General features: G+C 57.0%; 21 protein-coding genes and 1 tRNA gene. 9 read left to right on the top strand and 13 right to left on the bottom strand.

Features of this window, described 5'->3' with window-relative positions:
• The first annotated feature begins 165 nt into the window (after positions 1 to 165).
• From AC1DTN_RS02885 to pdxA, 4 genes are all read left to right on the top strand, one after another.
• The gene (locus tag AC1DTN_RS02885; protein ID WP_477919914.1) at positions 166 to 1,071 is read left to right on the top strand and encodes a dihydrodipicolinate synthase family protein; all 906 of its coding nucleotides are present in this window, start codon (positions 166 to 168) and stop codon (positions 1,069 to 1,071) included.
• Between the two features lie 11 nt (positions 1,072 to 1,082).
• A complete protein-coding gene (locus AC1DTN_RS02880) occupies positions 1,083 to 2,267 on the top strand; it encodes a sialidase family protein (protein ID WP_113322727.1) in 1,185 nt (394 codons plus the stop codon).
• Positions 2,268 to 2,593: 326 nt separating this feature from the next.
• Positions 2,594 to 3,727, top strand: coding sequence for an iron-containing alcohol dehydrogenase (locus tag AC1DTN_RS02875; RefSeq protein ID WP_113322728.1), 1,134 nt, complete (start codon positions 2,594 to 2,596; stop codon positions 3,725 to 3,727).
• A gap of 28 nt (positions 3,728 to 3,755) precedes the next feature.
• Positions 3,756 to 4,754 (top strand): 4-hydroxythreonine-4-phosphate dehydrogenase PdxA, encoded by a 999-nt coding sequence (pdxA, locus tag AC1DTN_RS02870; RefSeq protein WP_477919913.1) that lies wholly within the window; start codon positions 3,756 to 3,758, stop codon positions 4,752 to 4,754.
• A gap of 126 nt (positions 4,755 to 4,880) precedes the next feature.
• On the opposite strand, the gene AC1DTN_RS02865 is transcribed toward pdxA, so the two are convergent.
• The 3 genes from AC1DTN_RS02865 to AC1DTN_RS02855 form a co-directional block, all read right to left on the bottom strand.
• Positions 4,881 to 5,663: a FadR/GntR family transcriptional regulator gene (locus AC1DTN_RS02865; protein WP_477919911.1), complete on the bottom strand. Its 783-nt coding sequence runs from the start codon at positions 5,661 to 5,663 to the stop codon at positions 4,881 to 4,883.
• A gap of 194 nt (positions 5,664 to 5,857) precedes the next feature.
• Positions 5,858 to 6,844 (bottom strand): substrate-binding domain-containing protein, encoded by a 987-nt coding sequence (locus AC1DTN_RS02860; RefSeq protein WP_029868596.1) that lies wholly within the window; start codon positions 6,842 to 6,844, stop codon positions 5,858 to 5,860.
• Positions 6,845 to 6,892: 48 nt separating this feature from the next.
• Positions 6,893 to 7,873 (bottom strand): NAD-dependent epimerase/dehydratase family protein, encoded by a 981-nt coding sequence (locus AC1DTN_RS02855; RefSeq protein ID WP_477919910.1) that lies wholly within the window; start codon positions 7,871 to 7,873, stop codon positions 6,893 to 6,895.
• Between the two features lie 256 nt (positions 7,874 to 8,129).
• Here AC1DTN_RS02855 and AC1DTN_RS02850 point away from each other — a divergent pair, with 256 nt between their 5' ends.
• Both AC1DTN_RS02850 and AC1DTN_RS02845 read left to right on the top strand, forming a co-directional pair.
• Positions 8,130 to 8,870, top strand: a complete 741-nt coding sequence (locus AC1DTN_RS02850; RefSeq protein WP_310386138.1) for an ATP-binding cassette domain-containing protein — start codon at positions 8,130 to 8,132, stop codon at positions 8,868 to 8,870.
• A 40-nt stretch (positions 8,871 to 8,910) separates the two neighbouring features.
• Positions 8,911 to 9,909 (top strand): ABC transporter permease, encoded by a 999-nt coding sequence (locus tag AC1DTN_RS02845; protein ID WP_113322736.1) that lies wholly within the window; start codon positions 8,911 to 8,913, stop codon positions 9,907 to 9,909.
• 149 nt (positions 9,910 to 10,058) lie between these two features.
• Here the strand turns inward: AC1DTN_RS02845 and AC1DTN_RS02840 are convergent, their stop codons facing one another.
• From AC1DTN_RS02840 to AC1DTN_RS02830, 3 genes are all read right to left on the bottom strand, one after another.
• On the bottom strand, positions 10,059 to 10,412 hold the full coding sequence (locus AC1DTN_RS02840) for an EF-hand domain-containing protein (protein ID WP_477919908.1): 354 nt from the start codon (positions 10,410 to 10,412) through the stop codon (positions 10,059 to 10,061).
• Between the two features lie 17 nt (positions 10,413 to 10,429).
• Entirely contained in the window at positions 10,430 to 10,672 is a 243-nt protein-coding gene (locus tag AC1DTN_RS02835) for a glycine zipper 2TM domain-containing protein (protein ID WP_310386141.1), read from the bottom strand.
• A 312-nt stretch (positions 10,673 to 10,984) separates the two neighbouring features.
• A complete protein-coding gene (locus tag AC1DTN_RS02830) occupies positions 10,985 to 12,130 on the bottom strand; it encodes an AraC family transcriptional regulator (protein ID WP_442206933.1) in 1,146 nt (381 codons plus the stop codon).
• Positions 12,131 to 12,721: 591 nt separating this feature from the next.
• On the opposite strand from AC1DTN_RS02830, the gene AC1DTN_RS02825 reads away from it, so the two are divergent.
• The gene (locus AC1DTN_RS02825) at positions 12,722 to 13,771 is read left to right on the top strand and encodes an efflux RND transporter periplasmic adaptor subunit (RefSeq protein WP_477920067.1); all 1,050 of its coding nucleotides are present in this window, start codon (positions 12,722 to 12,724) and stop codon (positions 13,769 to 13,771) included.
• Complete coding sequence (locus AC1DTN_RS02820; protein ID WP_439016434.1) at positions 13,768 to 16,935, top strand: efflux RND transporter permease subunit; 3,168 nt, start codon at positions 13,768 to 13,770, stop codon at positions 16,933 to 16,935. The genes AC1DTN_RS02825 and AC1DTN_RS02820 overlap by 4 nt, the downstream gene beginning before the upstream one ends.
• A 22-nt stretch (positions 16,936 to 16,957) precedes the next feature.
• On the opposite strand, the gene AC1DTN_RS02815 is transcribed toward AC1DTN_RS02820, so the two are convergent.
• The 6 genes from AC1DTN_RS02815 to AC1DTN_RS02790 form a co-directional block, all read right to left on the bottom strand.
• Positions 16,958 to 17,974 (bottom strand): AI-2E family transporter, encoded by a 1,017-nt coding sequence (locus AC1DTN_RS02815; RefSeq protein WP_477919907.1) that lies wholly within the window; start codon positions 17,972 to 17,974, stop codon positions 16,958 to 16,960.
• A 172-nt stretch (positions 17,975 to 18,146) separates the two neighbouring features.
• Positions 18,147 to 18,641, bottom strand: coding sequence for a DUF1269 domain-containing protein (locus tag AC1DTN_RS02810; protein ID WP_025669117.1), 495 nt, complete (start codon positions 18,639 to 18,641; stop codon positions 18,147 to 18,149).
• Positions 18,642 to 18,828: 187 nt separating this feature from the next.
• On the bottom strand, positions 18,829 to 20,499 hold the full coding sequence (locus tag AC1DTN_RS02805) for an alpha/beta hydrolase (protein WP_477919906.1): 1,671 nt from the start codon (positions 20,497 to 20,499) through the stop codon (positions 18,829 to 18,831).
• Between the two features lie 83 nt (positions 20,500 to 20,582).
• A complete protein-coding gene (arcA, locus tag AC1DTN_RS02800) occupies positions 20,583 to 21,830 on the bottom strand; it encodes an arginine deiminase (RefSeq protein ID WP_477919904.1) in 1,248 nt (415 codons plus the stop codon).
• Positions 21,831 to 21,848: 18 nt separating this feature from the next.
• Positions 21,849 to 23,282, bottom strand: coding sequence for a basic amino acid/polyamine antiporter (locus tag AC1DTN_RS02795; protein WP_477919902.1), 1,434 nt, complete (start codon positions 23,280 to 23,282; stop codon positions 21,849 to 21,851).
• 247 nt (positions 23,283 to 23,529) lie between these two features.
• Complete coding sequence (locus tag AC1DTN_RS02790; protein WP_113322755.1) at positions 23,530 to 24,960, bottom strand: basic amino acid/polyamine antiporter; 1,431 nt, start codon at positions 24,958 to 24,960, stop codon at positions 23,530 to 23,532.
• Positions 24,961 to 25,315: 355 nt separating this feature from the next.
• Between AC1DTN_RS02790 and AC1DTN_RS02785 the strand changes: the two genes are divergently transcribed.
• Positions 25,316 to 25,810, top strand: coding sequence for a YqhA family protein (locus tag AC1DTN_RS02785; protein ID WP_113322757.1), 495 nt, complete (start codon positions 25,316 to 25,318; stop codon positions 25,808 to 25,810).
• Between the two features lie 279 nt (positions 25,811 to 26,089).
• Here the strand turns inward: AC1DTN_RS02785 and AC1DTN_RS02780 are convergent.
• A tRNA-Met gene (locus AC1DTN_RS02780) sits at positions 26,090 to 26,166 on the bottom strand.
• Between the last annotated feature and the right edge of the window lie 90 nt (positions 26,167 to 26,256).

The following is a 26,256-nucleotide window of genomic DNA, read 5'->3' as shown; positions in this document are numbered from 1 at the left end:
AAAGATTAAAAACGATGACATCAATTATTTAATGATAGAAATCAATAACTTGAAAATGCGCATACGAAGTTTTCAAATTTGTAAGATTGACAACTACGCCGCATTGAGATGAATACGACAGCGTAGGAACGTGCCGGGAAGGCCCGGTCTGACGAGGAGGATACTTTGAGCAATCACAAGATTACAGGCGTCTATAGCGCCGCCACCACCCCTCTCAATACCGATGGCAGCCCCGATCTCGGCCTTTTCGCGGAACATTGCCAGCGGCTGATCGAAGAAGGCTGCTCCGGCGTTGCACTGCTCGGGACGACGGGCGAAGCCAACTCCTTCTCTTCCCCCGAACGCCGCATGATCCTCGAAGCGGCTCTGAAGGCTGGCATTCCAGCCGACAAGCTGCTGCCAGGCACCGGCGTCGTCGCCATTCCCGAGACGGTCGAACTGACGAAGCATGCGCTTTCGCTTGGCGTTACCAAGGTGGTCATGCTGCCGCCCTTCTACTACAAGGGCGTCTCCGATGAGGGGCTGTTCACTGCCTATGCGCAGATTCTGGAGAAGATCGGCGATACCAGGCTGCAGGTGATCCTCTATCATATCCCGCAGGTCTCAGGCGTTCCGCTCTCCATTCCGCTGATCAGCCGCCTGGTTGAAGCCTTCCCGGAAACGGTCGTCGGTATTAAGGAATCTGCAGGCGATTTCAATAACATGCAGGCGATCATCGCAGCCTGCCCTGGCTTCTCGGTGCTATGCGGTGCCGACCCGCTGCTGCTGCCGCTCCTGAAGGCCGGAGGCGCCGGTTGCATTACCGCGACCTCGAACCTCGTCGCAAATTCGCTGCGCACGGTCTACGACCATGTCCACGACGAGACGAAGAGGGCAGAGGTCGAGGCTGCGCAGGCGCGCATCAATGCCTTCCGCACCCTGTCGAACTCCTATGTCCAGATCCCGACGATCAAAGCCATGGTTGGCCTGAAGACCGGCAATGCCGGCTGGCGGCGCACGCGCCCGCCGCTGGTGCCGCTCAATGATGCCGAATATGCGGCACTCGCCGAAGGCTACGCAAAGCTGCCGTAAAGGAGGATGCCATGCAAATGACAGGTTTGAAGCCCGAGGACATTCCGGCGTTGATGGACGGTGTCGTCAGAGAAAATACCGCCCAGATTGGCCGCTTTGATGCTTATCTGCCCTCTCCCTGCATCCAGAACCATGCCGCCAATCTCGCTTTTCTGGCCGATGGCACGCTGACCTGTGTCTGGTTTGGCGGCACGATGGAAGGCATGGGTGACATCTCGATTTACATGTCGCTGCTGGCACCCGGCGCGGATCGCTGGTCCGAACCGGAGAAAATGTCTGATGATCCGGCAAAATCCGAGCAAAATCCGTTGATTTTCAACGCGCCGGATGGTCGGGTCTGGCTGCTTTACACCTCGCAAACATCTGGCGATCAGGACGGCGCGGTTGTCAAATGCCGGATCTCTGAAGATGGTGGCAAGAGTTTTGCTCCGCCCACCATTCTCTGCGACCTGCCAGGCACTTTCGTGCGGCAGCAGATTGTCGTTAATGGCAAAGGCGACTGGTTACTTCCCATCTTCCGTTGCATCAGCCTACCCGGTCAGCGCTGGAGCGGCGATGCCGACACTGCAGGCGTTCTGATCTCCCGCGATGCCGGAAAGAGCTGGCAAATGAAGGAGATAGAAGGCAGTCTGGGCGCCGTGCACATGAATATCATACCGCTCGAGGGCGATAGGATGATCGCCTTCTTCCGCGATCGTTATTCGGAGAATATTCGCGCCTCGCTGTCATTAGACCAGGGCGAGACCTGGAGCGCTCCGGAGCCGACCAATCTGCCCAACAATAATTCCTCGATCCAGGCCGTAGGGCTGACGGACCGGAGAATCGCGATGGTTTACAACCACAGCAATGCCGCGTCCTCCGATGCGCGACGCCACTCGCTCTATGACGAAATAGAAAGCGATAAGGCGCCTGTCGCGGAAATTTCGAGCATGCCGGCCAGAAAGGCCATCTGGGGCGTTCCGCGCGCGCCGCTCAGCCTTGCAGTTTCTGCCAATACAGATGGTCATTTCAAACGCAAGTTCGATCTCGATACCGGTGACGGTTACTGCCTGAGCAACAATTCGAAGGATATGCTCAATCGCGAGTTCTCCTATCCCTCCATCACGCAGGGACCAGATGGCGCGCTTCATGTAGCCTACACCTATTACCGGCGCGCCATCAAATATGTGCGTCTTCCTTTGGAATCAATTGCTTAGAAGCAATCGCAAGTTCCGACTGCGCATGGAGGAGCCGAATGTGTGAAACACTTCGGCCTCCTCCATGCGCGTCATTATTTTTACAAATACACGACAAGCGATTGACAAGCTGCTCACCTGGATGAGCACGCTGTCATGACGGCAACAATAACTGTTATATATCAACATACTAAGCCATGCTTAGGCCATGAAAAACACGTCCCACTTGCCGGAAATTGATCGACAGACGAGAAAAACCCTCATTCATTCTTGCCAAAAACGATAGGACGGGATAACAAATTTACATCATTGGCGGTCGAGGCCGTCGCGCATCGGGAGGACCGTATATGGTCAGTTTGGATTCACCTATTACCGTTGTCCGGCCACACCTGATCGAGTTCGGTGTCGGAACTGCGGGGAAGTTGGGCGCCTGGGCGGCCGGCAAGGGTTATTCCCGAACGCTGGTTATCTCGGATGCTTTCAACGCCGCACGCATTGATGTGTTGCAGCTGACGGGTGAGGTTTCGGTCTTCTCCGATGTAACGCCCGAGCCGGATATTGCCAATCTCGACAAAGTGCTCGCCGCGGCAGAAGCGACACAGGCTGAGCTCATCGTCGGCTTCGGCGGTGGTAGCGCCATGGATCTTGCCAAGCTCGCTGCCGTACTTGCCGGCTCGCAGCAGATGCTTCGCGAAGTTGTCGGCCCGAACAAGGTGCAAAAGGCGCGCAAGGCAGCGCTCGCGCAGGTGCCGACCACATCGGGCACCGGCAGCGAGGCCGGCATCCGCGCGCTCGTCACCGATCCCGAGACCAAGGCTAAACTCGCAGTCGAGAGCCTTCACATGCTCGCCGATATCGCCGTCATCGACCCGTCGCTGACCTTCTCCGTTCCAGCCCGCACCACCGCCGCAACCGGTGTCGATGCCATGGCGCATTGCGTCGAGGCTTTCACCAATCGCAAGGCGCATCCGATGATCGACATGTATGCGATCGAAGGAACGCGGCTCGTCGGCAAGTATCTTGCAAGAGCCGTGCGCGACGGCTCGGATGCCGAAGCCCGTGCCGGGCTTTCACTGGCCTCACTCTATGGCGGCTTCTGCCTTGGCCCGGTCAATACAGCCGGCGGCCATGCACTCGCCTATCCGCTCGGCACCCGCTGGCATGTCGCCCATGGCGCGGCCAATGCGCTGATCTTCCCGCATGTTCTCGCCTTCAACACCCCGGCCGTGCCGGAAAAGACGAAGGCAGTCATGGAAGCGCTTGGCCGCGACACATCCGATACCGTCAAATCGGTCTTCGATGCGGCCTATGCCTTCTGCGCCGAACTCGGCATCGAAATGACGCTCTCCGGCCTCGGCGTGCCGGAAAACGATCTAGATGCCATGGCCGACGATGCTTTCGCGATCCGCAGGCTCCTGGATAACAATCCGCGCGACTTGACGCGCACTGACATACGCTCGATCTACGAAGCAGCCTATTGAGGCAGGGCTTTCAAGAGGAATTTGACTGATGGACAGAAATGCAAAAGTCGCAGTAACCCTCGGCGACCCTGCCGGCGTAGGCCCTGAAGTGATCGTCAAGGCGCTGGCTGCACTGCCGGCCGCCGAACGGCGCGATTTCGTCATCGTTGGCAATGCCGAAGCATTGGAACGCGCTGCGCGCGCCACTGACGTCAGCCTCAATTTTGGCCCCTCCGCCTCCGATGACGGAAACACCATCGCGGTCGATGAGGTACCGCTTGGCGCCCCCCTCCCCGAAATCGGCAAGGTCAGCCCGGTCGCCGGCGACGCCTCCGTTCGCTACATCGCCCGCGCCGTCGATCTCGCAATGTCGAAGGAGGCTGACGTCATCGTCACGGCGCCGATCAACAAGGAAGCCATGAACCTCGCCGGCCATCATTTCGATGGCCATACCGGCCTGCTGGCACATCTGACCGGTTCCAAGAGTTCCTTCATGCTGCTCGCCTCCGAGCGGCTGAACACCATTCACGTCTCTACCCACGTCTCGCTGAAGGGTGCGATCGAGCGGGCCAAGACTGACCGCGTGCTGGCAACAATCGAAGCCGGCCACAATCACTTCATGCGCCTCGGCAAGAAGGCCCGCATCGCCGTTGCCGGTCTCAACCCGCATTGTGGCGAAAACGGCCTGTTCGGAACCGAAGACACCGAATTCCTGGCACCTGCCGTCGAACTCGCCCAGGCCAAGGGTATCGACGTGGTCGGCCCGATCTCCGCCGACACGGTCTTCGCCCGCGCCTATAACGGCGCCTTCGATCTGGTGATCGCCCAATATCACGACCAGGGTCACATCCCGATCAAGCTCGTCGCTTTTGAGACCGCCGTTAACGTCTCCCTCGGGCTGCCGATCGACCGCGTCTCGGTCGATCATGGCACTGCCTTCGACATCGCCGGAACCGGCCGCGCCAACCACGTCAATATGCTGTCAGCCATCGCTTATGCRCGGCTGATGGCAAGGTCGCCTCGGAAAGCTGCGCCGCTGGCTTCCTAAGCAACGGGGTTTTAATTTCAGCTCTTGGCCAACAAAAAGCCCGCGTGAGAGCGGGCTTTTCCGTCGGTGRATAGATACGCACGCGGGGCTGGTGACCGCTTCCTCAGCCAGACAGGATACAGACTTCTATCGTGACCACCGTGCTATGATTTGGTCTGTATTTGCCAGCACCTTGCGGACTGCGTTGCGCGCCATGTTCGGTCGCTGCAATCGGATGCTTTTCTCAATATTTTCATGAAGTTTCAGCACATATACCAAGTCGTCTTCCTCACGCGTGACATGAGTGAAGAGGTGGTTCAGCGCCGATTCAATCAATACGCCGAGCGGCACCAGCAGATCGTTACCAGAGGCGCGCAAGATCGCGATATGAAATCGCGCATCGGCTTCCGTTCGCTGCTGGAGTGATGTCGCGTGACCCATGTCATGCAGGGCCTGACTGATCACGTTCATTTGCTCCTCAGTTCGGCGCTCAGCAGCAAGCGCAGTCGCTTCCGGCTCGATAATATGCCTGAGTTCTTGCACGGTCCTCAGAAACGATTCGCGATCGGGTGACGCGGCATACCAACCCAATACATCCCGATCCAGCAGGTTCCAACGTTCCTTGGGTTCGACCCAACTGCCGATTTTCGGACGGGAAGAAAGCAGGCCCTTGGCCATCAGCATCTTGATCGCTTCGCGCACCGCCGACCGGCTGACTTCAAAGACTTGTGACCATTTTGCCTCGTTTGGCAGGATCGTGCCGGGCGGATAGTCACCGCGCACGATTCGGAGGCCGATCTCGCCCGCCAAAGACACATGAACACTCAGCCCAGTCATGCGGGGAGCATTTGGGCGCCTTGTGGTGGCTGAGCGGTCAGCCGTCGCCACCTCGACCGGAGTCATAGGCTTTCCCGATTTCTTGTCAGGCATCTATTTCTACTGCCTCAGCATTCTTTCGACTGTCTGCACGTATTATCAAAACAATCGTAATAACGAGGAAGTCGCCTGCGATTGGATCCGGCACAAAGCTCGGAATTCAGGGCGCGTCAAGCCCTGCAGATCTTTCGATCCGCCACGTCGAGGCAGTCGGCGCACCCTTGTACCGGGTGCGCCAAGCCGCGAGCCTACTTTTGAATGCAGGTATCGACTGTGTCCTTCGTGCACTCATCGAGCCCGGTGAATACCGGATCTTCAACTGCCTTGCCGGCAATCAGATCCATCATCACCGTAGGTGCCTTGTAGCCCATCTCGAACGGCCGTTGGCCAACGAGTGCAGTCACCAGGCCTTCTCTCGCAATAGCAACCTCGTCACCGATCGTATCGGCAGCACCGATGACGAAATCGTTGCTGGCGATCTTGTCGGCCATCGGCTTGAACAGGTCACGATAGGGTTGCGGCGCGCCGAACAATGGCCAGCCGCCCATGATGCCGAATGCGTCGAGGTCGGAATTGGCCGCGAGGATATCGGTCATTGCCTGCACACCCTTGGCACCGTCGTCATTGGTGAAGACCGGGCAGCCGGCGACCTCGGTCCAACCGCCCTCGCCTTTCAATGCGGTCAGGCCTTTCTGGCCAGTGAGCGTGTCGCGCATGCCTTGGGCGCGGCGTAGAATATTGTCCGCTCCCGGATTGCCTTCGATTGTGCAGATCTTACCGCCCTTCGGCTTGGCCTTCTTGATGTACTCGCCGATGCGTGCACCCATCAGATAGTTGTCGGTGCCGAGATAGGTCTTGCGCAGGGCTGCATCCTCGGCTGCAAGATCGGCATCAAGCGTCATCACCGGAACCGTCGGATTGGCGGTCTTCAGGGTCTGGGCGATGAGCTTTGCATTTGACGGCGAAATCGCGATTGCGGCCGTATCTGCCTTGCCCAACATATCCTGCACGATCTGCGCTTCGCCGGCTTCATCCGATGTCGATGCCGGACCGGTGTAGAAGCACTCATATTCCGCAGTCGGGTTTTCCTTGTTCCATTTCTGGCAACCTTGATTGATTGCTTCGAAGAATGGATTGTCGAGGCCCTTGACGACGATGACGAGTTGCTTCTTGGCCAGGGCCTGCCCGGCGGTCAGTGCCAAAACTGCGGCTGTAAGTAATAATGCCTTCCTCATGGTTTCCTCCCTTGAAACAGACGGGCACGGCATGCCCGCCACACCAAATCAACCCGGATACCAAACGATACGAGGCTCCTCCTTCGAACGCTCGTATTGCCACGCCGAGTCGATAAGCATTTCGAGATCGTAGTTTGGCCGCCAATCCAGCAGGTATTTCGCCTTGCTGTTGTCCATCCAATTGGAATGAAAGCGGCTCGGAATCTCGACGGAGCCGAGATCTCGCGTGCGAGATAGGTAGGCGGCGACTTCGGCATAGTCGACCGGTCGATCCATGCAGATATTAAAGAGTTGCCGCTCCGCCCGAGGGTTGTCGATCGCTGCCAATATTGCGGATACGAGGTCATCGACATGCACAAAGTTGCGTTTCAGCGGGCGGCCGTCAGCATCGAGCAGCAGCGGCACCGTACCCATAGCCGCATAGCCCCGCGCGGCTTCTTCCGGAACGAGCGTCTTCCAGTCCGGGCCACCGAAGACGTCGTCTCCAAAGGACAGCGAATATTTGAAATCGTCCTTTTCCATGATCCAGGGCGCGCGTAGGCAACAGCCATTGAGGTCGTACTGAATGCCAAACTGCTCCAGCATGACCTCTTCCAGAACCTTGGAGAGCGCGTAGCTTCCCGGATAGGCGCAATGGGGAGCGCTCTCGGTGATCGGCCCATTGTGGCGATAGTGGAAATGCCCGATGCCCGCATCGCCACCGATCAGGATGAACTGGCGTGCTGTGATGCTCGCACGGAACTCCTCAAGCAGCCAAAAGAGACCTTTGACCGTGACATCTATGACGTCTTCAGGCGTTTCCTTGCATGTGGCGAGATGCACGACATGGGTAACATCAGAGAGCGCCGCGGCCACAACATCGCGATCGGCGATCGAGCCGCGGATGACTTCGACACGGTCTGTCGCCTCGCACAAACGATTATGACAAAGCGCGCGAATACGGGCTTTGGAAAATCTCGGATCGTCAAGCAGCCCAGCAATGAAGCGCCGCCCGACCTTGCCCGTCGCACCGGTAACAAGGATCAGCATGCTCTCTCTCCCAGTGATAGCTAATATTCGGACGCCACTTCCGTCAATTGATATTTGTCCGACAAAACAGATTTTTGTTACAAATGGGCCAACACCTCGGACAATGAGTTGACGCTGTCGCGGGGTTTTGCGTAAATGCTAATAATCGCTTTTCCTGGGAGGATATTGGAAAGGCGAAGTCGCTTGAGCCTCGTCGAAAACAAGCCGGGTCCGGAGCGAACAGATAGCGACAAGTTTTTGGGAGGCCAGGAGGCTGGTGGCGGTTCTCGAGCTCACCAATATTTCCAAACATTTCGGTGCCATCCAGGCCGTCAACGATGTTTCGTTTTCACTCGAAGCGGGGCAAGTGGTCGGCCTCATGGGTGATAACGGCGCCGGTAAGTCCACATTGGTCAAGATGATCGCCGGCAACTTTCGGCCGAGCCACGGAACTATGCGCCTCGATGGCGCCGATCTCGTGCTTCATCGGCCGAAGGAGGCACGACTGCATGGCATCGAGATCGTTCATCAGGATCTGGCGCTCTGCAACAATCTTACGGCGGCAGCGAACGTATTCCTTGGACGAGAATTGCGCCGCGGCGTATGGCCTCTTCGCATCCTCGACTACAAGACCATGTACAAGCGCGCCGGCGAGATATTTCGCGAACTCAAATCCGAGACGCGGCCGCGCGATCTCGTCAAGCAAATGTCAGGCGGACAGCGGCAAGCGGTCGCGATTGCTCGCACGATGCTGTCGGAAGCGAAAATCGTGCTGATGGACGAGCCGACAGCAGCCATTTCCGTGCGCCAGGTGGCCGAGGTTCTCAATCTGATCCGCCAATTGCGTGACCGGGGCATTGTCGTTGTCCTGATCAGCCACCGCATGCCCGACGTCTTTTCGGTCGCAGACCGCGTGATCGTGATGCGGCGGGGCAGAAAAGTGGCCGACAAGCCAATTGCGGCAAGTTCGCCGGAGGAAGTGACGGGACTGATCACCGGCGCCATCGAACAGGTGTGATCGATGCTATCCGTTGCAGCAGCAAGAAAGAAGGTCGACGATGGCGATTACACTTGACCAGACGATCGGACAGAAGCAACGGAGCTGGCTTGCGGCGATCTTGGGCGGCCAGACATTCTGGGTTCTGATTGCGGTCATTCTCGCCTGCATTTTTCTGTCGATGGCGACAGACTCCTTTGCGACGGCAAAGAACATCTACAATATCACCCGCAACGTCACCTTCGTCGCAATTATCGCGCTGGGCATGACGCTGGTCATCATCACCGGCGGCATCGACTTGTCCGTTGGCTCCGTGCTTTGCCTGTGCAGCATGGTGCTGGCGGTCGTCATGCACGCGGGGTACAGCATTGAGGTCGGCATCGCCGCCTCGATCGGTACCGCTCTTTTAGTCGGAGCTTTCAATGGCCTGTTGATTGCCTATCTTGGCTTCCCGCCTTTCGTCGTCACGCTCGGCATGTTGTCGATCGCGCGCAGCCTTGCGATGGTTGCGTCCAACAACACCGTCGTTTTCCAGTTCGGGCCTGATCACGACAAGCTGCTGGCGCTGGGTGGTGGTGCTTGGCTTTTCGGCATCGCCAATCCAGTGCTTTACATGGTCGTGCTGGCACTCATTACCGGTTTTGTGCTGCGCTGGACCAAGTTCGGCCGCTATGTTTTTGCCATCGGCGGCAATGAGCACGCCGCTACACTGACTGGCGTTCCCGTGCAGAGGATCAAGGTCATCGTCTATATGATTTCCGCCCTGTCGGCGGGGGTTGCCGGCATCATCCAGACCGGTTGGCTCGGCGCTGTCACCACAAATATCGGCGCCGGGATGGAACTTCAGGTCATTGCCGCTGCGGTCATCGGGGGCGCCAATCTGGCCGGCGGCGTCGGCACCGCCTTTGGAGCGTTGATCGGCGCCGCGCTCATCGAGGTTATTCGCAACAGTCTTGGCCTGCTCGGCATCAACGCCTTCTGGCAAGGCTGCTTTATCGGTGGGGCAATCGTGCTTGCGGTTCTTTTCGACCGAATTCGCAACTTGCGACGCGACGAGTAGGCAAACCCGGTCCCACATCCCTGAGCCTCACGAGACCGGCGTGATGAACTATTTGAGGGTCGCCTGCCGGACGAACACGTCTGGCCGTCACTACCGCGTAGAGAGGCGAGCAGAAACACGCTTTCCTTGGCGCTTCGGTCGCTTGTGCGTTACTGCAGGTTCCCGTCGCCGCCGCGGTCGGCGGTCTTGAAGTCCGCCATCACCCTATTCAGGAACTCGCTCTGGCTCACTTTGCCGTCACCGTTGGCGTCGGTGGCGGAGAATTGCTGKACAGTCAGAACTCCGACAACTTCGTCAGAGTTCAGGCTGCCGTCCTTGTTCTTGTCCAGGCCCGTGAAGGCCGACGTCATGAAGGCTTGATATTCGGATCGGTCGACCGCTCCATTCTTGTCACGATCGAGCCGATCCATTTGGCCCTGGTTCATAGCGACCGGTTGATTCTGCGCGGTGGCCGCAATGGTGGTAAAAAAAACGAATCCCGTCAGCAGGACTACTCTTTTCATAATTCCGACCTTTCGCGTCAATGACATGTCAAGGCACTGCCGCCCGCAGCGCCCAGCGTGGCACCGCCGCCAACAGCCCAGAGCTGTCCGGTCCCTGAGCCAATAGTTGCGCCAAGCAATCCGCCGACGACCGCGCCGCCGACCGTACCGGCGATGCAGCCGAACTCGTTACTGCGTCCTCCTTGGGACGTCGAAGCAGATTGGCAGCCAGACAAGGCAAGGCAGCCTAAGAGAGTAAGACCTATCGTGCACTTGGTCATTTTTTCCTCCAGTATATCCGTTCACGTTTAAGACAAACAGGCGGAGGCACCGTTGAGTGGCGGCTGAGTATGTTCCTCATGTGCGAGAGATTTTCTGCTGATTAGAAGCAACTCACAGACGAAACATACAAAGCGCGCGCCAAAGCTGCAACGCTACTACTGAATACTACCACTGCGCATGGGTGAAAACAACACCTGCGCCTGTCTCCACCGCTGATGTCCTGCTAGAGCGAGAACAGATCGCTGGTTTCAGCGCTTCCAGACCGGATGCGGTCCCGCTCCTGTCTCGTTTAAAGCGATCGTCGGCCCACCTTAGCCGTGAAGCCGGCGTAACAGTACGCCAAACCGTTCTTCAGGCGCGTACGCCTTTAGATCGGTCGCCGGCCTGTACGGCAGATCGGCCTTTTGCCCGCTCCTTACGTCGGTGGGACTACAACCAAATTCGCGCCGGAAAGCGCGGCTGAATTCCGTCCCATCGTTGAAACAGTGTTGCTCAGCGATCTCGATGATACGGCGTTGATCGGTCGGATCACTCAGTGCCGAATGCGCATCGAGCAGGCGCCGATGCTGAATATAATGCATGACGCCGCCGAACGGTTCAAACAGGCGATAGAGCCGTGAGCGTGAGACGCCAAGTTCCCGACGCAGGGAATCTGCCCCAAACTTCGGATCGAATAATCTGGCCTGGATAATTCGATGCGCCCTTTCGATCAGCACCGATGCAATCGGCTCCCGCGCTTCCTCGATATGGTCTGCAGAAGGCGACGCACAGGCGAGTATCATTGCCCGGGTGGCAGCCACCAGTGCTGGAAGTTCAGCTTCATCAATCACCGGCAGCCGCTTGGCAAGGCCAATCATGTAGTCCGTGAACAGTCGCCCCATTCCGGTGCTGAGATTGGAGAATTCCGCGGCATTCAGAGCGCTCGTTACTTCGGCGCAAAAATCACGTGGAACGAACAACATCAGCATCTCGCTATTGGTGATGTTCCCTTCGAAGGGTCGGCCAAGAGGATGGACCTGAACCACACCAGCACTGCCTTCAAACGTCCTGGCTGGTGCAATGGTATTCACGCACCCGTAAAGTAACGTCGTCAGCGTCCAGTGATCCAGTGGATCCCGTCGTGTATGTCCGGGCAGGCTGACGAAACCCAATGCGTCGGTCTCGATGCGAGAGAAGGCAAGGCAACCAAGGTCCCAGGTCACTTGCTTGCCGCCAAAGCCGACTGTCACGTCGTCGGGTTCGTCGAACTCTAGCATGGGTGCAAAGTTGTTGCGCCAAGCTTCAAACTGGTATCCCGGGGGAAGATCGTGTGTCGTGAGCTCATATGTGGGCAGGTGCTTGGTGCCACGTGCTCCCTGTTCGGGCTCAACTGGTGTTTGCTTCGGCGCCGCGGGCTTTGCATCTGAGATTGTGCCGTTGGCCAATATATCTCGTCCGATCGCGCCTTCGGCTCTCATAGCTTCACACTCCCGATAACTAGGAGAGCACGCAACCGGTCGCCTACCGCGGCTACGTCTACTGAAATCAAGCAAATCACCCTTTTCTGAAGATGCTGCTCCGACATCACTCCCCCCGACGGCCAGACACTCACCCCTGCGTAGCAATAGTGCATAACACAATTAATCCGGATTGTTTAGATGTTGCTTACATCCAAAGCTGCACAGGGATCGCCCGGCACAACTGCAGCGCCGACGTGGTTAACAGCATATGAACGCTTGCATGCCACTTCTGGGTGGTGCTCGGAATAGCTCGGACCACCCCTGCACGTCAGCAGCAAATGGCCGACACATCTCTTGGTGCGCAACAGGTCAAACTGACCTCTATTCGCTCCACGTCCCAAATCTTGGCAATCAGTCCATTTCTATGTGGAGTGGTAGGGAATTTCTTGTTCGCACAGTGGTCCGCAATATATATTTTCTCCGTGCGACGATGCTATCGCCTTGGAGATCCAGATGAAAAATATCTCCTGGACTATCCTTGCCATCTCTCCTTGGCTCGTCTTTTTTTTAGCATTGCCGGTCCGCATTTCAGCGCAGGACACCCCTCCTGTGGGCCGGCCGCCCCCCACTGTCGTGGTGCAATCGGTTGTCGATGGACCGGTTGAATCTCCGAGTGAGAATATCGGCCGCGTAGAGGCCCTGGAGGCGGTGGACGTTCGCGCTCGCGTTTCGGGTTTCATCGAGGAAGTCGCATTCAGTCCGGGCGCGGCCGTAAGCGATGGCGATATTCTGTTCGTCATTGAGCCTGCGCTCTATGAAGCTGCCGTCGCCACTGCCAAGGCGCAGGTCGCACGTGCCGAGGCAACCCTTCACCAGGCCACGGATAATCGAAACAGGAATGCGGAACTTGTCCGACGCAGCACCGTGGCGCGCGCCGCCTATGAAGAGTCCCAGACAGCCTTTGAGATTGCGACCGCCGACCTTGCCGCAGCTCAGGCAGGCCTCACGAAGGCTGAACTCGATCTTTCCTACACGCGCATAACAGCGCCGATCTCGGGCCGCGTCGGTCAGCCGCTTTTTACCAAAGGCAATTTCGTTGGTCCGGATGTCGGAGCGCTTGTTCGACTGGTGCAGGTCGATCCGGTGCGCGTTGCCTTTTCTGTCACCGAAGGAGACATCACAACCTTTCGTCAAAGAGACGCGGCGGAGATGAAATCGACAGCCGAGGCCATGAAATTGACCCTGAGGTTACCGAACGGCAGCGTTTACAATCAGGATGGTATTCTGGAGTTCCTATCGCCAGAAGTCGATTCAAGAACAGGAACAGCAACCGTCGGAACGATATTCCCAAATCCCGAGGGACTGTTGATGCCTGGCCAGTTCGTCAAGCTCATTGTCGGTAGCGTCCAGCAGGCCATGGGGCCATCCGTGCCCCAAACCGCCGTCCTGCAGGACCGCGACGGTCGCTTCTTATACGTGATGGGTGAGAACAATATTGTTCGGCAACGCCGTATCGACACCGGGGCGAAGGTCGGTGATCTGTGGGCTGTCCGACAGGGTGTGAAATCGGGAGAAAAGATCGTTGTGCAAGGGACGCAGCGGCTCTCCGATGGCATCGCTGTCCAGCCCGTCGAGCAAGATGCTGGGAAGCAGCCATGATTTCGGGCTTCTTCATCTCCCGTCCACGGTTCGCAATTGTCGTCGCCATTATCCTATGCCTCGCCGGCGGCCTATCAATTTTCGGGCTTCCCATTGCCCAATATCCCAACATAACGCCGCCAAGCATCACGGTTTCGGCTTTCTATCCCGGCGCCAATGCCGAGGTCATCGCAAAGGTGGTCGGGGACCCTCTGGAAACGGCGATCAATGGCGTCGATGACATGATATATATGTCATCAAACAGCTCCGATGCCGGTTCCTATACCCTAACGGTGACCTTCGCCGTCGGCACCGATCCCAACCTCGCCCAGATCAACGTCCAGAATCGTGCTCAACTTGCAACCGCACAGTTGCCGGCCGCGGTCTCCCAGCAGGGGATCACCGTGCGAGCCCGCTCTCCTGATTTCCTGGTGGCCTTCGGCTTCTATTCCCCGGATCACACGCTCAGCGAACTCGACATTGCCAATTACCTCTCCATGAATGTCACAGACGCCCTATCGCGCGTGCCGGGTGTCGGCGAAGCGTCGGTCATGGGATCGTCCCAATATAGTATGCGCATCTGGATGGATCCCGTGCGCATGGCAGCGCTCGAGATAACACCGGATGATGTCGCATCGGCAATTCAAGCCCAGAATATTCAGGCGTCGATCGGCCAGGTCGGCGGTCCACCTTCGCAAGACAATGCGAAGGTTCAGTACACGCTGGTCGCCCAAGGCCGACTTGAGGAGACCGGAGCCTTCCGCGACATTATCGTGAAGACAGGCCAGGCGGGCGCTCTCGTTCGCATTCGCGATATCGGCCGGGTCGAACTCGGGGCGCAAAGCTACGCGTCCAGCGTGAGAGTGAACGGAGCTCCTGGTGCAATGCTCGTCGTAAATCAGGCGCCGCGCGCCAATGCGCTGGGTACAGCAGATGCGGTGACGAAGGAACTTGAAACTCTCTCGCGACAGTTTCCGCACGGTCTGACCTATGAGCCGGTTTATGACTCGACGCAGTTCGTGCGCGCGTCCATTCGCGAAATCATCATAACGCTCGCAATCACCTTCGTAATTGTGGTGGCGGTCACTTTCTTGTTTCTTGGCGAATGGCGCGCCACCATAATTCCTGCGCTCGCCATTCCGGCATCGCTGATCGCCACATTCGCCGTTCTTTATGTCGCGGGGTTTTCAATCAATCTCATCACGCTGCTTGCGCTCATACTGGCGACGGGACTTGTTGTTGATGACGCCATTCTCGTCGTGGAAAATGTGCAGCGGCTCATGAAAGATCAGGGATTGGACGCAAAAACTGCCAGTGAAAGGGCCATGCTACAGGTCACCGGCCCGATCATCTCCACGACGATGGTGCTACTGGGCGTGTTTGTTCCGACGGCATTTCTGCAAGGCATTAACGGCCAGCTTTACCGGCAGTTTGCGGTCACAATCTCCGCATCGCTCGTCTTTTCATCTTTTATCGGCTTAACCTTGAGCCCGGCCCTTTGCGCGACCCTTCTCCGCAAGCCGGCAGAACTCAGCGGGCCGCTGGCAAGATTCGAGTCCGTGCTGGAAAAGACGCGTAGTGGCTATACCCGTGTTGTCAGCGGTCTCGCTCGGCGTATCGTCATTGTTCTTGGCATCCTTGCTGCCACGATCGTCGTAGCAATGCTGCTTTTCCTGAAAGTGCCGTCGTCATTCCTGCCGGATGAGGATCAGGGCTTCCTCTTTGTGGACCTTCAGCTACCCAATGCATCCACACTTTCGACCACCGAAAAAACGATGCAACAGGTTGAAGCGGCGCTGCGAGAAACGGAGGGCGTGGCGAAGGTCGTGACGATATCCGGTTTCAGCCTTCTGCAGGGCGGCTCTGTGCCGAATGGCGGCTTCGCCATTGTCATGCTGGATCCCTGGGAAAAAAGAGACGCGCCAAACCTGTCAACAACAGCCTTATTGGCATCGCTCAATGCGCGCTTCTCGACCCTTCCGCAGGCCAACGTTGCTGTATTCGCTCCTCCGCCCATCCCCGGCATCGGGCAAGTGGGGGGATTGGACTTCAGGCTACAAGCACACTTGGGCCAATCGCCGGAAGACATCAGTCAGGTGGCACGGGCGCTGATAGCCGCTGCCGGCCAGACGCCGGAGATTGCGATTGCATCCAGTTCTTTCTCGGCGGATGTCCCCCGGGTTTTCGTGAATGTCAATCGCGTGCGTGCCGAAAGCCTGGGCGTCAGCGTCGATCAAATTTATTCGACGCTCGGTGCCCAGTTCGGCGGAAGATATGTCAACGATTTCACGCATGACGGCAGATCATTCAAGGTCAACCTGCAGGCGGACAGCCAGTTCAGAACAATTCCGGATGATGTTCTCAATCTGCATGTCAGAAGCCGCGATGGCACGATGGTACCCCTGCGCACTCTGGTAACCCTGGAACCAGACCTCGGACCGTTTTCGCTGTCGCGCTATAATCTTTTTCCCGCCGCTCCTATAAACGGAATTCCAGCTGTGGGAACCAGTTCGGCTCGGGCGATGGCGGCTTTCGAGAGCGCGGCCTCAGAAGTGCTGCCTGAAGGCTACGGCTACGAATGGTCAGGGCTGTCCCTGCAGGAGCGGCAATCTGCGGCGCAGACCCCCATGATTTTGGCGCTGGCGCTCATCTTTGCGTTCTTGTTTCTTGTTGCCCAGTACGAAAGCTGGACCCTGCCGGTCTCCATTATCCTCTCGCTCTCCTTTGCCGCTTTAGGCGCAATCACGGCGCTCGCAGTATCAGGACTGGAAAACTCGCTGTATGCCCAGATTGGTATCGTTTTACTGATTGGCCTCGCTTCGAAAAATGCCATCCTGATCGTCGAATTTGCGCGAGTTGAGCGGGAGCGCGGGCTCTCGATCGTTGATTCAGCGGTTTCCGCAGCGGCTCAGCGTTTTAGGGCGGTGATGATGACTGCCGTTTCCTTTATCTTGGGGATGATCCCGCTGGTGGTCGCAACGGGCGCCGGTGCCAACGCCCGCCAGGCACTTGGCGTCACCATTCTCGGAGGCATGTTGGCGGCAACGACCGTGGGAATATTGTTGATCCCGGGATTGTTCGTCGTTGTGGAACGATTTGCAGAATGGTTTTCAGGCCGGTTCACCCGCCCGCTCGGCGATGCTCGGGAAGCAAAGAGGGCGGAACAACGACAGTCTTCACGCTGACCGGCCCAGATTCACCGGCCGGTCATGTCGACGACCCTCGCGAAGCGAGTGTCGCGATCCATCTCGTGGATTTCTCGCCTGAGCAATAGACAATGAAGGCAATTAGAATTGGCACACCGATGAAGGCGCCAGGAACACCCCACATGAAGCTCCAGAAAAACACTGCGAAAATTACCGCAAACGGCGAAATCGAAAGAGAAGTGCCAATCAGCAGCGGCTCAAGATAGCTCCCGATAACAAATTGGATCAGGTTGAGCCCCACGAAGACCCCGACCGCCATCGGCCATGACTCGAATTGGGCAATGGCAAACAGTGTCGGCAATACCGTTGCGACAAACGGACCCAAGAACGGAATATAATTGAGCGTAAAGGCGATCGCGCCCCAAGCGGCCGCAAGTTCCAGCCCTGCCGCGAGCGCGAACATCCAGACGACGAGACCCGTCAACAAACTGGCGAATGTGCGCACGATCATGAAGCGGCGCAATTTCATGCCAATCTCGCGGTTTGCAAGGAGAATGCGCGCGCCATAAGGCTGTGCAGCAGGGGTCTTCAGTCTTTCGTTGAAATCGCCAACCTCGAGCAGACCAAGCATGGTGAAGACAAGAACCAGCAGTGCGAAGCCGGCAAAACTATTGACTCGACCGGCCATTCCTTGCGTGAAGCCGACCAGCCACCTCACATCGAAACGGTCGGCGAGCACGCCGGCGATTGCTATGCCATGTCCTTCCAGCCAATCGGTCCAGCTCGCGTAGATGAGCTGGAAACGACCCGCATTGGTGAAAAGCCATTGACCGAGTTTGCCGAACCCCCAAGCGACCGATGAACTGATGGCGGCAATGATTGCCATCGTTAGAATAAGGGTGAGGAGCAGCGCTATCAGCTGCGGCAACCACCGCTGCAGTGTGGATTGGATTGGACAAACCAACGCGATGAGAAACAGCGAGAATGCAAGCGGAACGAAGATCGCCTGAGCGAAATGAAGGAGGGCAAGAATCAGAATACCGGTCGCAATAGGTCCGAATTGCCTTTGTCCTGTCATGTTTCACTCCCTATCGGCTCGCCAAACGGAATATCAGGATGTTCATGCGCCGATTGGGCGTCGCCTGGATTGCTTGGCGACTTCGAAAATTTCGATTTCCGTATACCTCCTTCTCGCCGGCTCAATGCCGGCGATCACAATGGGTTACGCTTCAGGCGTGAACATCGGCCAATTAGGCTGCCGCATCTTTCTGCAGGGCATCACGTAAAGTCTGCTCCTTGGTCTCATCCAAGGAGGTTTTAAGCACCACACCGCCAAAACCGGATATCTCCTTCAGCAGCTTATCGGCCGTCATTTCCTGCACCAGCACAAACAACGCCGCATTCCCGGGCTGCAGACTGCTCGCAAGGTCTTTCATGAATGCATCGTCTATGCCGACATCGGTTAGTGCGCCTGCGATGGCTCCCGATGCCGCCCCCACCGCCGCGCCGATGAGCGGGTTCAGAAATAGGACACCCACGAGAAGGCCCCAAAAACTGCCCGATACAGCTCCAGACGTCGTCATACTTACAAGCTGGTTCAGCCTGACTTTGCCGCCCTGTGTCTTGGTTGCGATGACAGCGTCACCAAGTTTGATCAAATACTCCTTCTGCAGTTCGATAAGGCGTCGGCGCACCTCCTCAGCCTTTGCTTCCGTTGGATAGACGATGGCGATCAGACTAGACATGACACCCTCCAAGTTGTGAACCGAACCCTTAGACCTTGATCACGAGGCCACATCGAAAACATATCGCGCGAATGCAGCGAGGAAATTGGCACAGAATCCCAGAGTGATGCGTTGCGTCTCTTTTTGAATGCGCCGTCGGCAATGCATACGACACTACAGTCGACCAGCGCCGTAGTTGACTAAGACCCTATCCGTGCGCGGCCACCTCAGCGCCACTTCGAAACTTGTTCTCGAAAAATGTTTTGAGGCGGAGAACATCATCGGGGGAAAGACCCTGCGGATCAGTGACGGCAATCCACGCATCGATATAGTGTTCCGGTGCATAGACATGGCCATACCCGATCGGAGATGTGGTGGCTGTTGCCATGTCCAGTAAAAGTTGCGTCATTGTGACCAGAGGGAACCAGCGAAACTCAGGGGATACATCCGGACCGCGTGGCATCTTCATCCAATCAGGTTCCCGGTAGAGCGAATGAAAATCGAAAAACGTGACTGGATCGCTGGCATACTGCAGGTAAACGATCCGGATCGGCCCCCAGACGGAACCCGAGATGTCCAGCGCATTATGCTGATTGGTAAATCGAACGATGGAGCCGTCGCGGAAACGCGGCAACCAGGCGGGCGAACCGGGATTGCGATTGGCAGTCACCGACTTCCACGTGCGGCTCTGGAAGGGAGGCCCGCTCCACAATGCGCCTTGAAACGGGTCGGCAACGATATCGAAGAGATCGGCCGAAAGCTCTGAATTCATTGCGCCGAGGCTGAGCCCATGCAGGTACAGTTTCGGGCGCCGATCACGAGGGAGCGTGATCCAATAGCGATAGACTTCACGAAAAAGCGCGCGCCCCGCTTCTGCGCCGTAGGCTGGCTCGACCAACAGCGACAGCCAGCTGCTCAGGTATGAATACTGGAGGGCTACGCTCGCAACATCGCCCTTGTGAAGGAATTCGACTGTGTCCACTGCCGCAGGGTCCACCCAACCAGTCCCTGTTGGAACAATGACGATCAGGATAGATCTCTTGAAAGCCCCGTTTCGCTTGAGCTCCGCCAAAGCCAACCGAGCTCTCTCCTCAGCGGTATCTGCGCTGTTAAGTCCGACATAAACCCGGATAGGGTCGAGAGCGTTTTCGTGGAAGAAATTGCCAATTTCAGCGCCTGTAGGCCCGGAAATAATGAACTCGCGGCCCCGCCGACCCAGTTCTTTCCAGTCGATAAGAGAAGCCGCACTGCCTGTTTTTAGAGGATCACCCGGCATCGCCAGATCATCGTCAATCATGGCGTCGAGCTGCTGGAATGAGCTATCCGCAATCCGCAACGCTGTTCTGAAAAGAAGACCCTCTGCGATCGACCAAAACAATCCGACTGCAATCAAACCGCCGACGAGAATGGACACTCGTCTTGGAAGAAATCGTTCGAACAAAGCCGCGAGAGCCATCCAGGTCAGCCTGAAGAGCCGCGCGAACAACACCAGCAAACCGAACACAGCCAGCGCAATGACAACGAGCTCAAAGGGCTCTGCGCTTTGCACTGGATCGAGCCCCATCAGCTTCCGAATGGAGTTCTGCCATTCGGTGGCTCTCCAAAGAACGATAGCCGCAATTGCGATGCAGATGACAATAGACGCGATCTTCACAGTTGTTCGAACACGCGGCAGCGGCAGCTCCAAATAGAGCCAAMGCCAACGCAGCAATACGCCGATCCCATAACCCAGCGCTGCGCAGAAACCAGCAACAATGCCTTGAACCAGGTAAGTTCGTGGCATTAGGCTCGGGCTTAAGGATGCAGCGAAAAAGACAGTGCCGACAACCAAACCGAAAATTGAGAATGATCTCGCCAATGCAACAATTTTCGCCTGCAACTAACCCTCCGCACAGTAGGCGTTAAACTTTGCTACTATAAAGCGTGCGCAGTATTTGCCACAGCGATCAAAGCATCCCAGAATTAGTAATCCACCGCGTCGCGGATGATCGGGCAGGTCATGCAATGGCCGCCGCCACGACCGCGGCCAAGCTCGGCGCCTGTGATGGTAATGACCTCGATGCCCTGCTTACGCAAAAGCGTGTTGGTGTAGGTGTTGCGATCATATGCGAAGACGACACCTGGGGCAGCGCAAACGAGATTGGCACCACTGTCCCACTGCGTGCGTTCGCGCATATAATCGTTACCACCCGTTTCAACGATACGTAGCTCCTTGAGACCTAGAGCATCACGGACAGTCTCGACAAATGTTCCCTTATCCTTGTGCAATTCGACCGTTCCCGGCGTTGCACCGGGCCGATACGAAAAGGCGGAGATGCCATTGACGATATCGGGATAGAGCAGCACGCAGTCGCGATCGGCAAAGGTGAACACTGTATCGAGGTGCATCGCGGCACGCAGTTTCGGCATCGCCGCGACAATGACCCGTTCGGCTGCACCTTGCGCGAAGAGATTGACGGCAACCTGGCTGATCGCCTGGCGCGAGGTGCGTTCGCTCATGCCAATGAGCACATTGCCTTTGCCGATCGGCATGACGTCTCCGCCCTCGAGCGTGGCAAGACCCCAGTCCCTGGTCGGATCGCCCCACCATACCTTGACCTTGCCAGCGAAGTCAGGATGGAATTTATAGATGGCGGTGGTGAGTATGGTCTCCTCGTGGCGTGCCGGCCAGTAGAGCGAGTTCAGCGTCACGCCGCCATAGATCCAGCAGGTCGTATCGCGGGTGTACAGCGTGTTGGGCAGCGGCGGCAGCAGATATTCGGTGACGCCAGCCGCCTCGCGTACCAGCTTCAGCATTTCGCCGCCGTGGGTCTCAGGGAATTCCTGCGTCGACAGGCCACCGATCAGGGTTTCCGCCAATTCGCGGTTGGACAATCCTTCAAGATAGCTGCGGATTTCATCGACGAGGCCTAGACCGACCTGGTTTGGCACCACCTGGTTGTCGAGTATCCACTTCTTGCCTTCAGGGACCGCAACGGTTTCAGCGAGCAGATTGTGCATCTCCACCACTTCAACACCGCGGTCGCGCATTTTGGTCATGAAGTCGAAATGATCGCGCTTGGCGTTGTCGACCCAGAGAACGTCGTCGAAGAGCAAGGCGTCGCAGTTGGTCGGCGTCAGGCGCTGATGGGCACGACCAGGCGCACAAACCATCACCTTGCGCAATTGGCCGACCTCGGAGTGAACGCCAAATGTGATGTCTTGGGTCATGATTCTTCTACCTCCCTATCAAGGCGTGATAGTGCCGCTCAGCAGGCCGTAGGCGCCGATCATGCCGGCGATCACCGTGACGGCCAAAACGATGAGTTCGACAGACGTAAACATCTGCACCTTCTGCTCACGCCGCGCCCAGACGTAGAGAATTGTGCCTGGCACGAACAAGACCGCTACGAGCAGCACATATTTCAGCCCGGCGGCGATGAACATGATGATCGTGTAGATGACCGCAATCCAGGAAAAGATCTGGTCGCGGCCGCGTTCATTGGCGGTTTCTTCATAGCCTTCGCCACTGCGGGCGAGCAGCACGCCGTAACCCGCGACAAGCAGATAGGGCAAAAGAGCCGTGACGCTGGTCATGTCGAGCATGAAGTTGAACGCATCCCGGGACCAGTAGGTGGAGATGACGAATAGCGACACGACGATGTTGGTCAGCCACAGGGCATTGGCAGGCACCCGATTGCCGTTCTGCGCGGCAAAAAGCCTCGGCATGTCCTCAGATTTGGCGGCAGCAAACAGGACCTCGGCGCAAATCAGCGACCAGGCGAGATAAGCGCCAAGAACCGAGACCAGAACGCCGATGGAAATGAAGACGGCGCCCCAATGACCGACGACCGCCTCAAGAACGCTGGCCATCGAAGGCTGCTGCACGGCTGCGATAGCCGATTGCGGCATCGCTGCGTAGGGCAGCAGGGTGACCGCCACCATCAGGCCGGTGACGCCAACGAACCCCAGAATCGTGGCGGTGCCGACATCCGCGCGCTCTTTGGCAAAGCGCGAATAGACACTCGCCCCTTCGATCCCGAGGAAAACAAACACGGTGATCAGCATGGTGTCACGCACCTGCGCGACCAACGACTTTTCCGGCATGCCGGCGCCGCCGAAGAAGTTTTCGGCGAACTGCCCGTAGTGGAAGGAGAAGATCAGCATCAGGATGAAGACGAGGATCGGCACGATCTTGGCGATGGTGACGATGGTGTTGATGAACGCCGCCTGCTCGACGCCGCGCAGGATCATGAAATGAAATGCCCAGATACCGATCAACGACACGATGATCGCCGTGGCGCTGCTTCCGTCGCCGAAGACGGCAGGGAAAAAGCGCCCCAGCGTCGAGCCGATCAGCACCCAGTAGAAGACGTTGCCAAGGCAACTACCAAGCCAGTAGCCAAAAGCCGACAGGAAGCCCATATAGTTGCCGAAGCCAGCCTTGGCATAGGCGAACACGCCCGAGTCGATATCCGGCTTTTTCTCGGCAAGCGCTTGAAACACGCGGGCGAGCATGAACATGCCGGTGCCCGCGATCGCCCAGGCGATCATGGCGCCAAATGGGCCTGTTGCGGCACCGAACCGACCGGGCAGGTTGAATATGCCAGCGCCGACCATCGATCCGACGACCATGGCCGTTAGCGCAAACAACGAGAATTTCTGAGTAGAGTCTGAAGTCATGGTGTCCCCTACAAAACTCTATCAAATGTCCGAGTGCGCTGACCGTAGCGAGTGCTGATTTGAATTATAGTGTTGTTCGGTCCTCCAGTGGATCAGCATAGAATCCCACGACCATTCTTCGCGTCCCGATTTTCGTGCGCGACTTACGCAAGCAACGACCTTTTGGACCGAAATGAAACGCTGCGACTAACTGAGCCAGCAATGGCGCCAAAGCGTTTCTTTCGACGCACACCGTCACGGCGCTCGGTCAAACGGAAATGAGACCTGTTGTGATGGAATAGACCGCTATTGCCGCGCCGAGACTCGCGGCTGCGAACATGATCAATTCGCTTGGAGTGAAGACGGTTTTGCCCCCTTCGCGGCGCGCAACAATAAAGAGAATTGAACCCGGCCCGTAGATCACCGCCGATAGCAGCAGGTGTTTTGCTCCGGCCGCATAGATCAAGCCCACAGTGTATATCAGGGCGATCCCGGCACGTATCAGATCCGTCCGGTGGCCAGCCGGATCCCGGTCGTATGTTTCGCCTGACCAGGCAAGTTTAAATCCGTACGCGGCAACGAGGAGATAGGGAACGAGGATCATCGAGCTCGTCAGCTCGAGCGCAAGTCTGAACGCATATTGCGTAAACAGCGTCAGAATCAAAAACGTTTGGACGACGATATTGGTGAGCCACAATGCGTTCGAGGGCACTCCGTTTCTGTTTTCGTGCGACAAAAACCGCGGCATGGTTTCGTATTTCGAGGCCGAAAAAAGAATTTCTGCGGCGAGAAGCACCCACGACAGGTAGGCGCCCAGAACGGAAATCAACAATCCCAAACTGACAAATACGGCCCCCCAAGGTCCAACGATGCTTTGCAGAACGCCGGCCATGGACGGATTGCGCAGTCCTGCAAGATCGGCGCGCAACATGGCGCCATAGGAAAGGATCGTAACAAGAGCAAGCAGGCATAATACGCCGAGGAAACCCACAAGCGTTGCCACTCCAACATCGTTGCGGTTCCGCGCATAGCGGGAATACACACTGGCGCCTTCGATTCCGACAAAGACGAAGACGGTCACAAGCATCGTGGCGCGAACCTGGCTGGCGACGTTGCTGAAACTGACGTCCTCGCCGCCCCAGAAATTGGCAGCGAAAATATCCGCGTGGAATCCCCAGGCAACAAAGGCAATGAAAAGGATAATTGGAATGATCTTGGCGAAAGTCACGATGGTGTTGATCGCGGCTGCGCCTTTGACACCGCGCAGAATGAGCGTGTGAAAGAGCCACAGCAGGATCGATGAGCAGAAGATCGCGATGATTGTGTTACCGTCCCCGAAGACGGGGAAAAACAAGCCAAGTGTCGACTTGATCAGGACGAAATACGAAACATTGCCGAGGCAGGCAGCCGACCAATATCCAAGCGCAGAGAGAAACCCGAGATAGTTGCCGAACCCGGCTTTTGCATAGGCGTATATCCCTGCGTCCAACTCCGGTTTTCGTCGAGACAGTGTCTGAAATACGAAGGCTAGCATCAGCATGCCGATACCGGCGATCGACCACGCGATCAATGCGCCGAACGGTCCGGTCGCGCGTCCGAAGGCCTGCGGCAGAGAAAAAATTCCGGCCCCGACCATTGAGCCCACGACCATCGCCATCAATGTCCAAACGGAAAAATGCCGATTTGAATCTGAAGTCATCGTCACGCGCTCCTGGCGGACTGGTCGTGTTCGTCGAATTGCCACTTTAGCCTTGCCCCGGAGTCCCGGTAATCGGCATGGAATCCCAAGACTATGCTTCAAGTCCATTTCGACCTGGAATGACCCGACGGCAATGGCGGGGCGGAGCGGTCCGGGCTATGCTTTGCCAACCGTACACGCAAATATCTGAATAACCTGAACGATTGACCAGAGTTCCTTTCCTCCGATCTTCTGGTTCAGGAGTCATTGATTAGCTTTTGCTGACGCGGGGTGCTGGGCATGCCCGGATGGAGCCGTTGCCCCCGACATAGCAAGGTGGTTTGACCACCGTCAGTTCCGCCGACGGAGTACGTTTATGCTCTCGCTGTTTCTATCGCTGCGCTATGTCATCATCATCGCGCCTTTAGGCCTTCTAAGCGGTGCTGCACTCACGTTCTGGGAGGGCACGCTGACGCTCGGAAATGCGTTCGCGGCCGTTCGTATGGATCCAAGTTCGTCCGTTATCGCGGCAGTGCTGCGTTCTACCGATAAGTTCATTTTCGGCATCATTCTGATCATCTTTGCATATGCGATTACGTTCGGATTCGTTTTCGATGTGTCGGACGATGAGCGTCGAAAAGTGCCGAGGTGGATGCTGCTGTCCACAATTAATGAATTGAAGATTCTCTTCTTCCAGGTCATCATTTTGTATTTGGTGGTTCATTTTGCGACGCTCATCGCAGAAACCGAGGGAGAGCTTGAGTGGAACACTCTCGTGCTGCCCGGTGCTATCGTCCTGCTCGCTGCCGCAATGAAACTGGTGGCGAGTTCGTCGCATGACGAGAACCGCAGGCGAGCGGCACAAAAGTGATTGCTTTTTCTCGCGACAATAAAACAACCCGCTTTGCGGCGGGCTTGTGGTTTTGTGTTGCGGCATTGCTGCATTCGCTGCGTAGACCCTTGCGGCTATTGAACGCAGGACTAGGCGTCGGGATGGCCATCGAAGATGCGGTCTTAGCGCCTGCGATAACGGACTTCGGTATTTCGGGGAGATGGAATTGCACGGAGCCCGACGATGCGAGCGCTGGTGCAGACATACGAAAGCCCTCCGATATGGAGGGCTTTTTCGTTTTGATCTTCGGAAAGAGTTTGGTTGCGGGGGCAGGATTTGAACCTGCGGCCTTCAGGTTATGAGCCTGACGAGCTACCGGGCTGCTCCACCCCGCGTTATCCAGGCGACGCTAGCGTCGTCCGTCCAGGTTTTTGCCTATTGGCAAAATACCGACCGATTTTTGCCTTTGGCAAAATATCGTCTGC

The sequence above is a fragment of the Rhizobium sp. 01T444 genome (assembly GCF_056398305.1).
The sequence above is the reverse complement of the archived record's forward strand: the minus strand, read 5'-3'. Positions and strand labels throughout refer to the sequence as shown.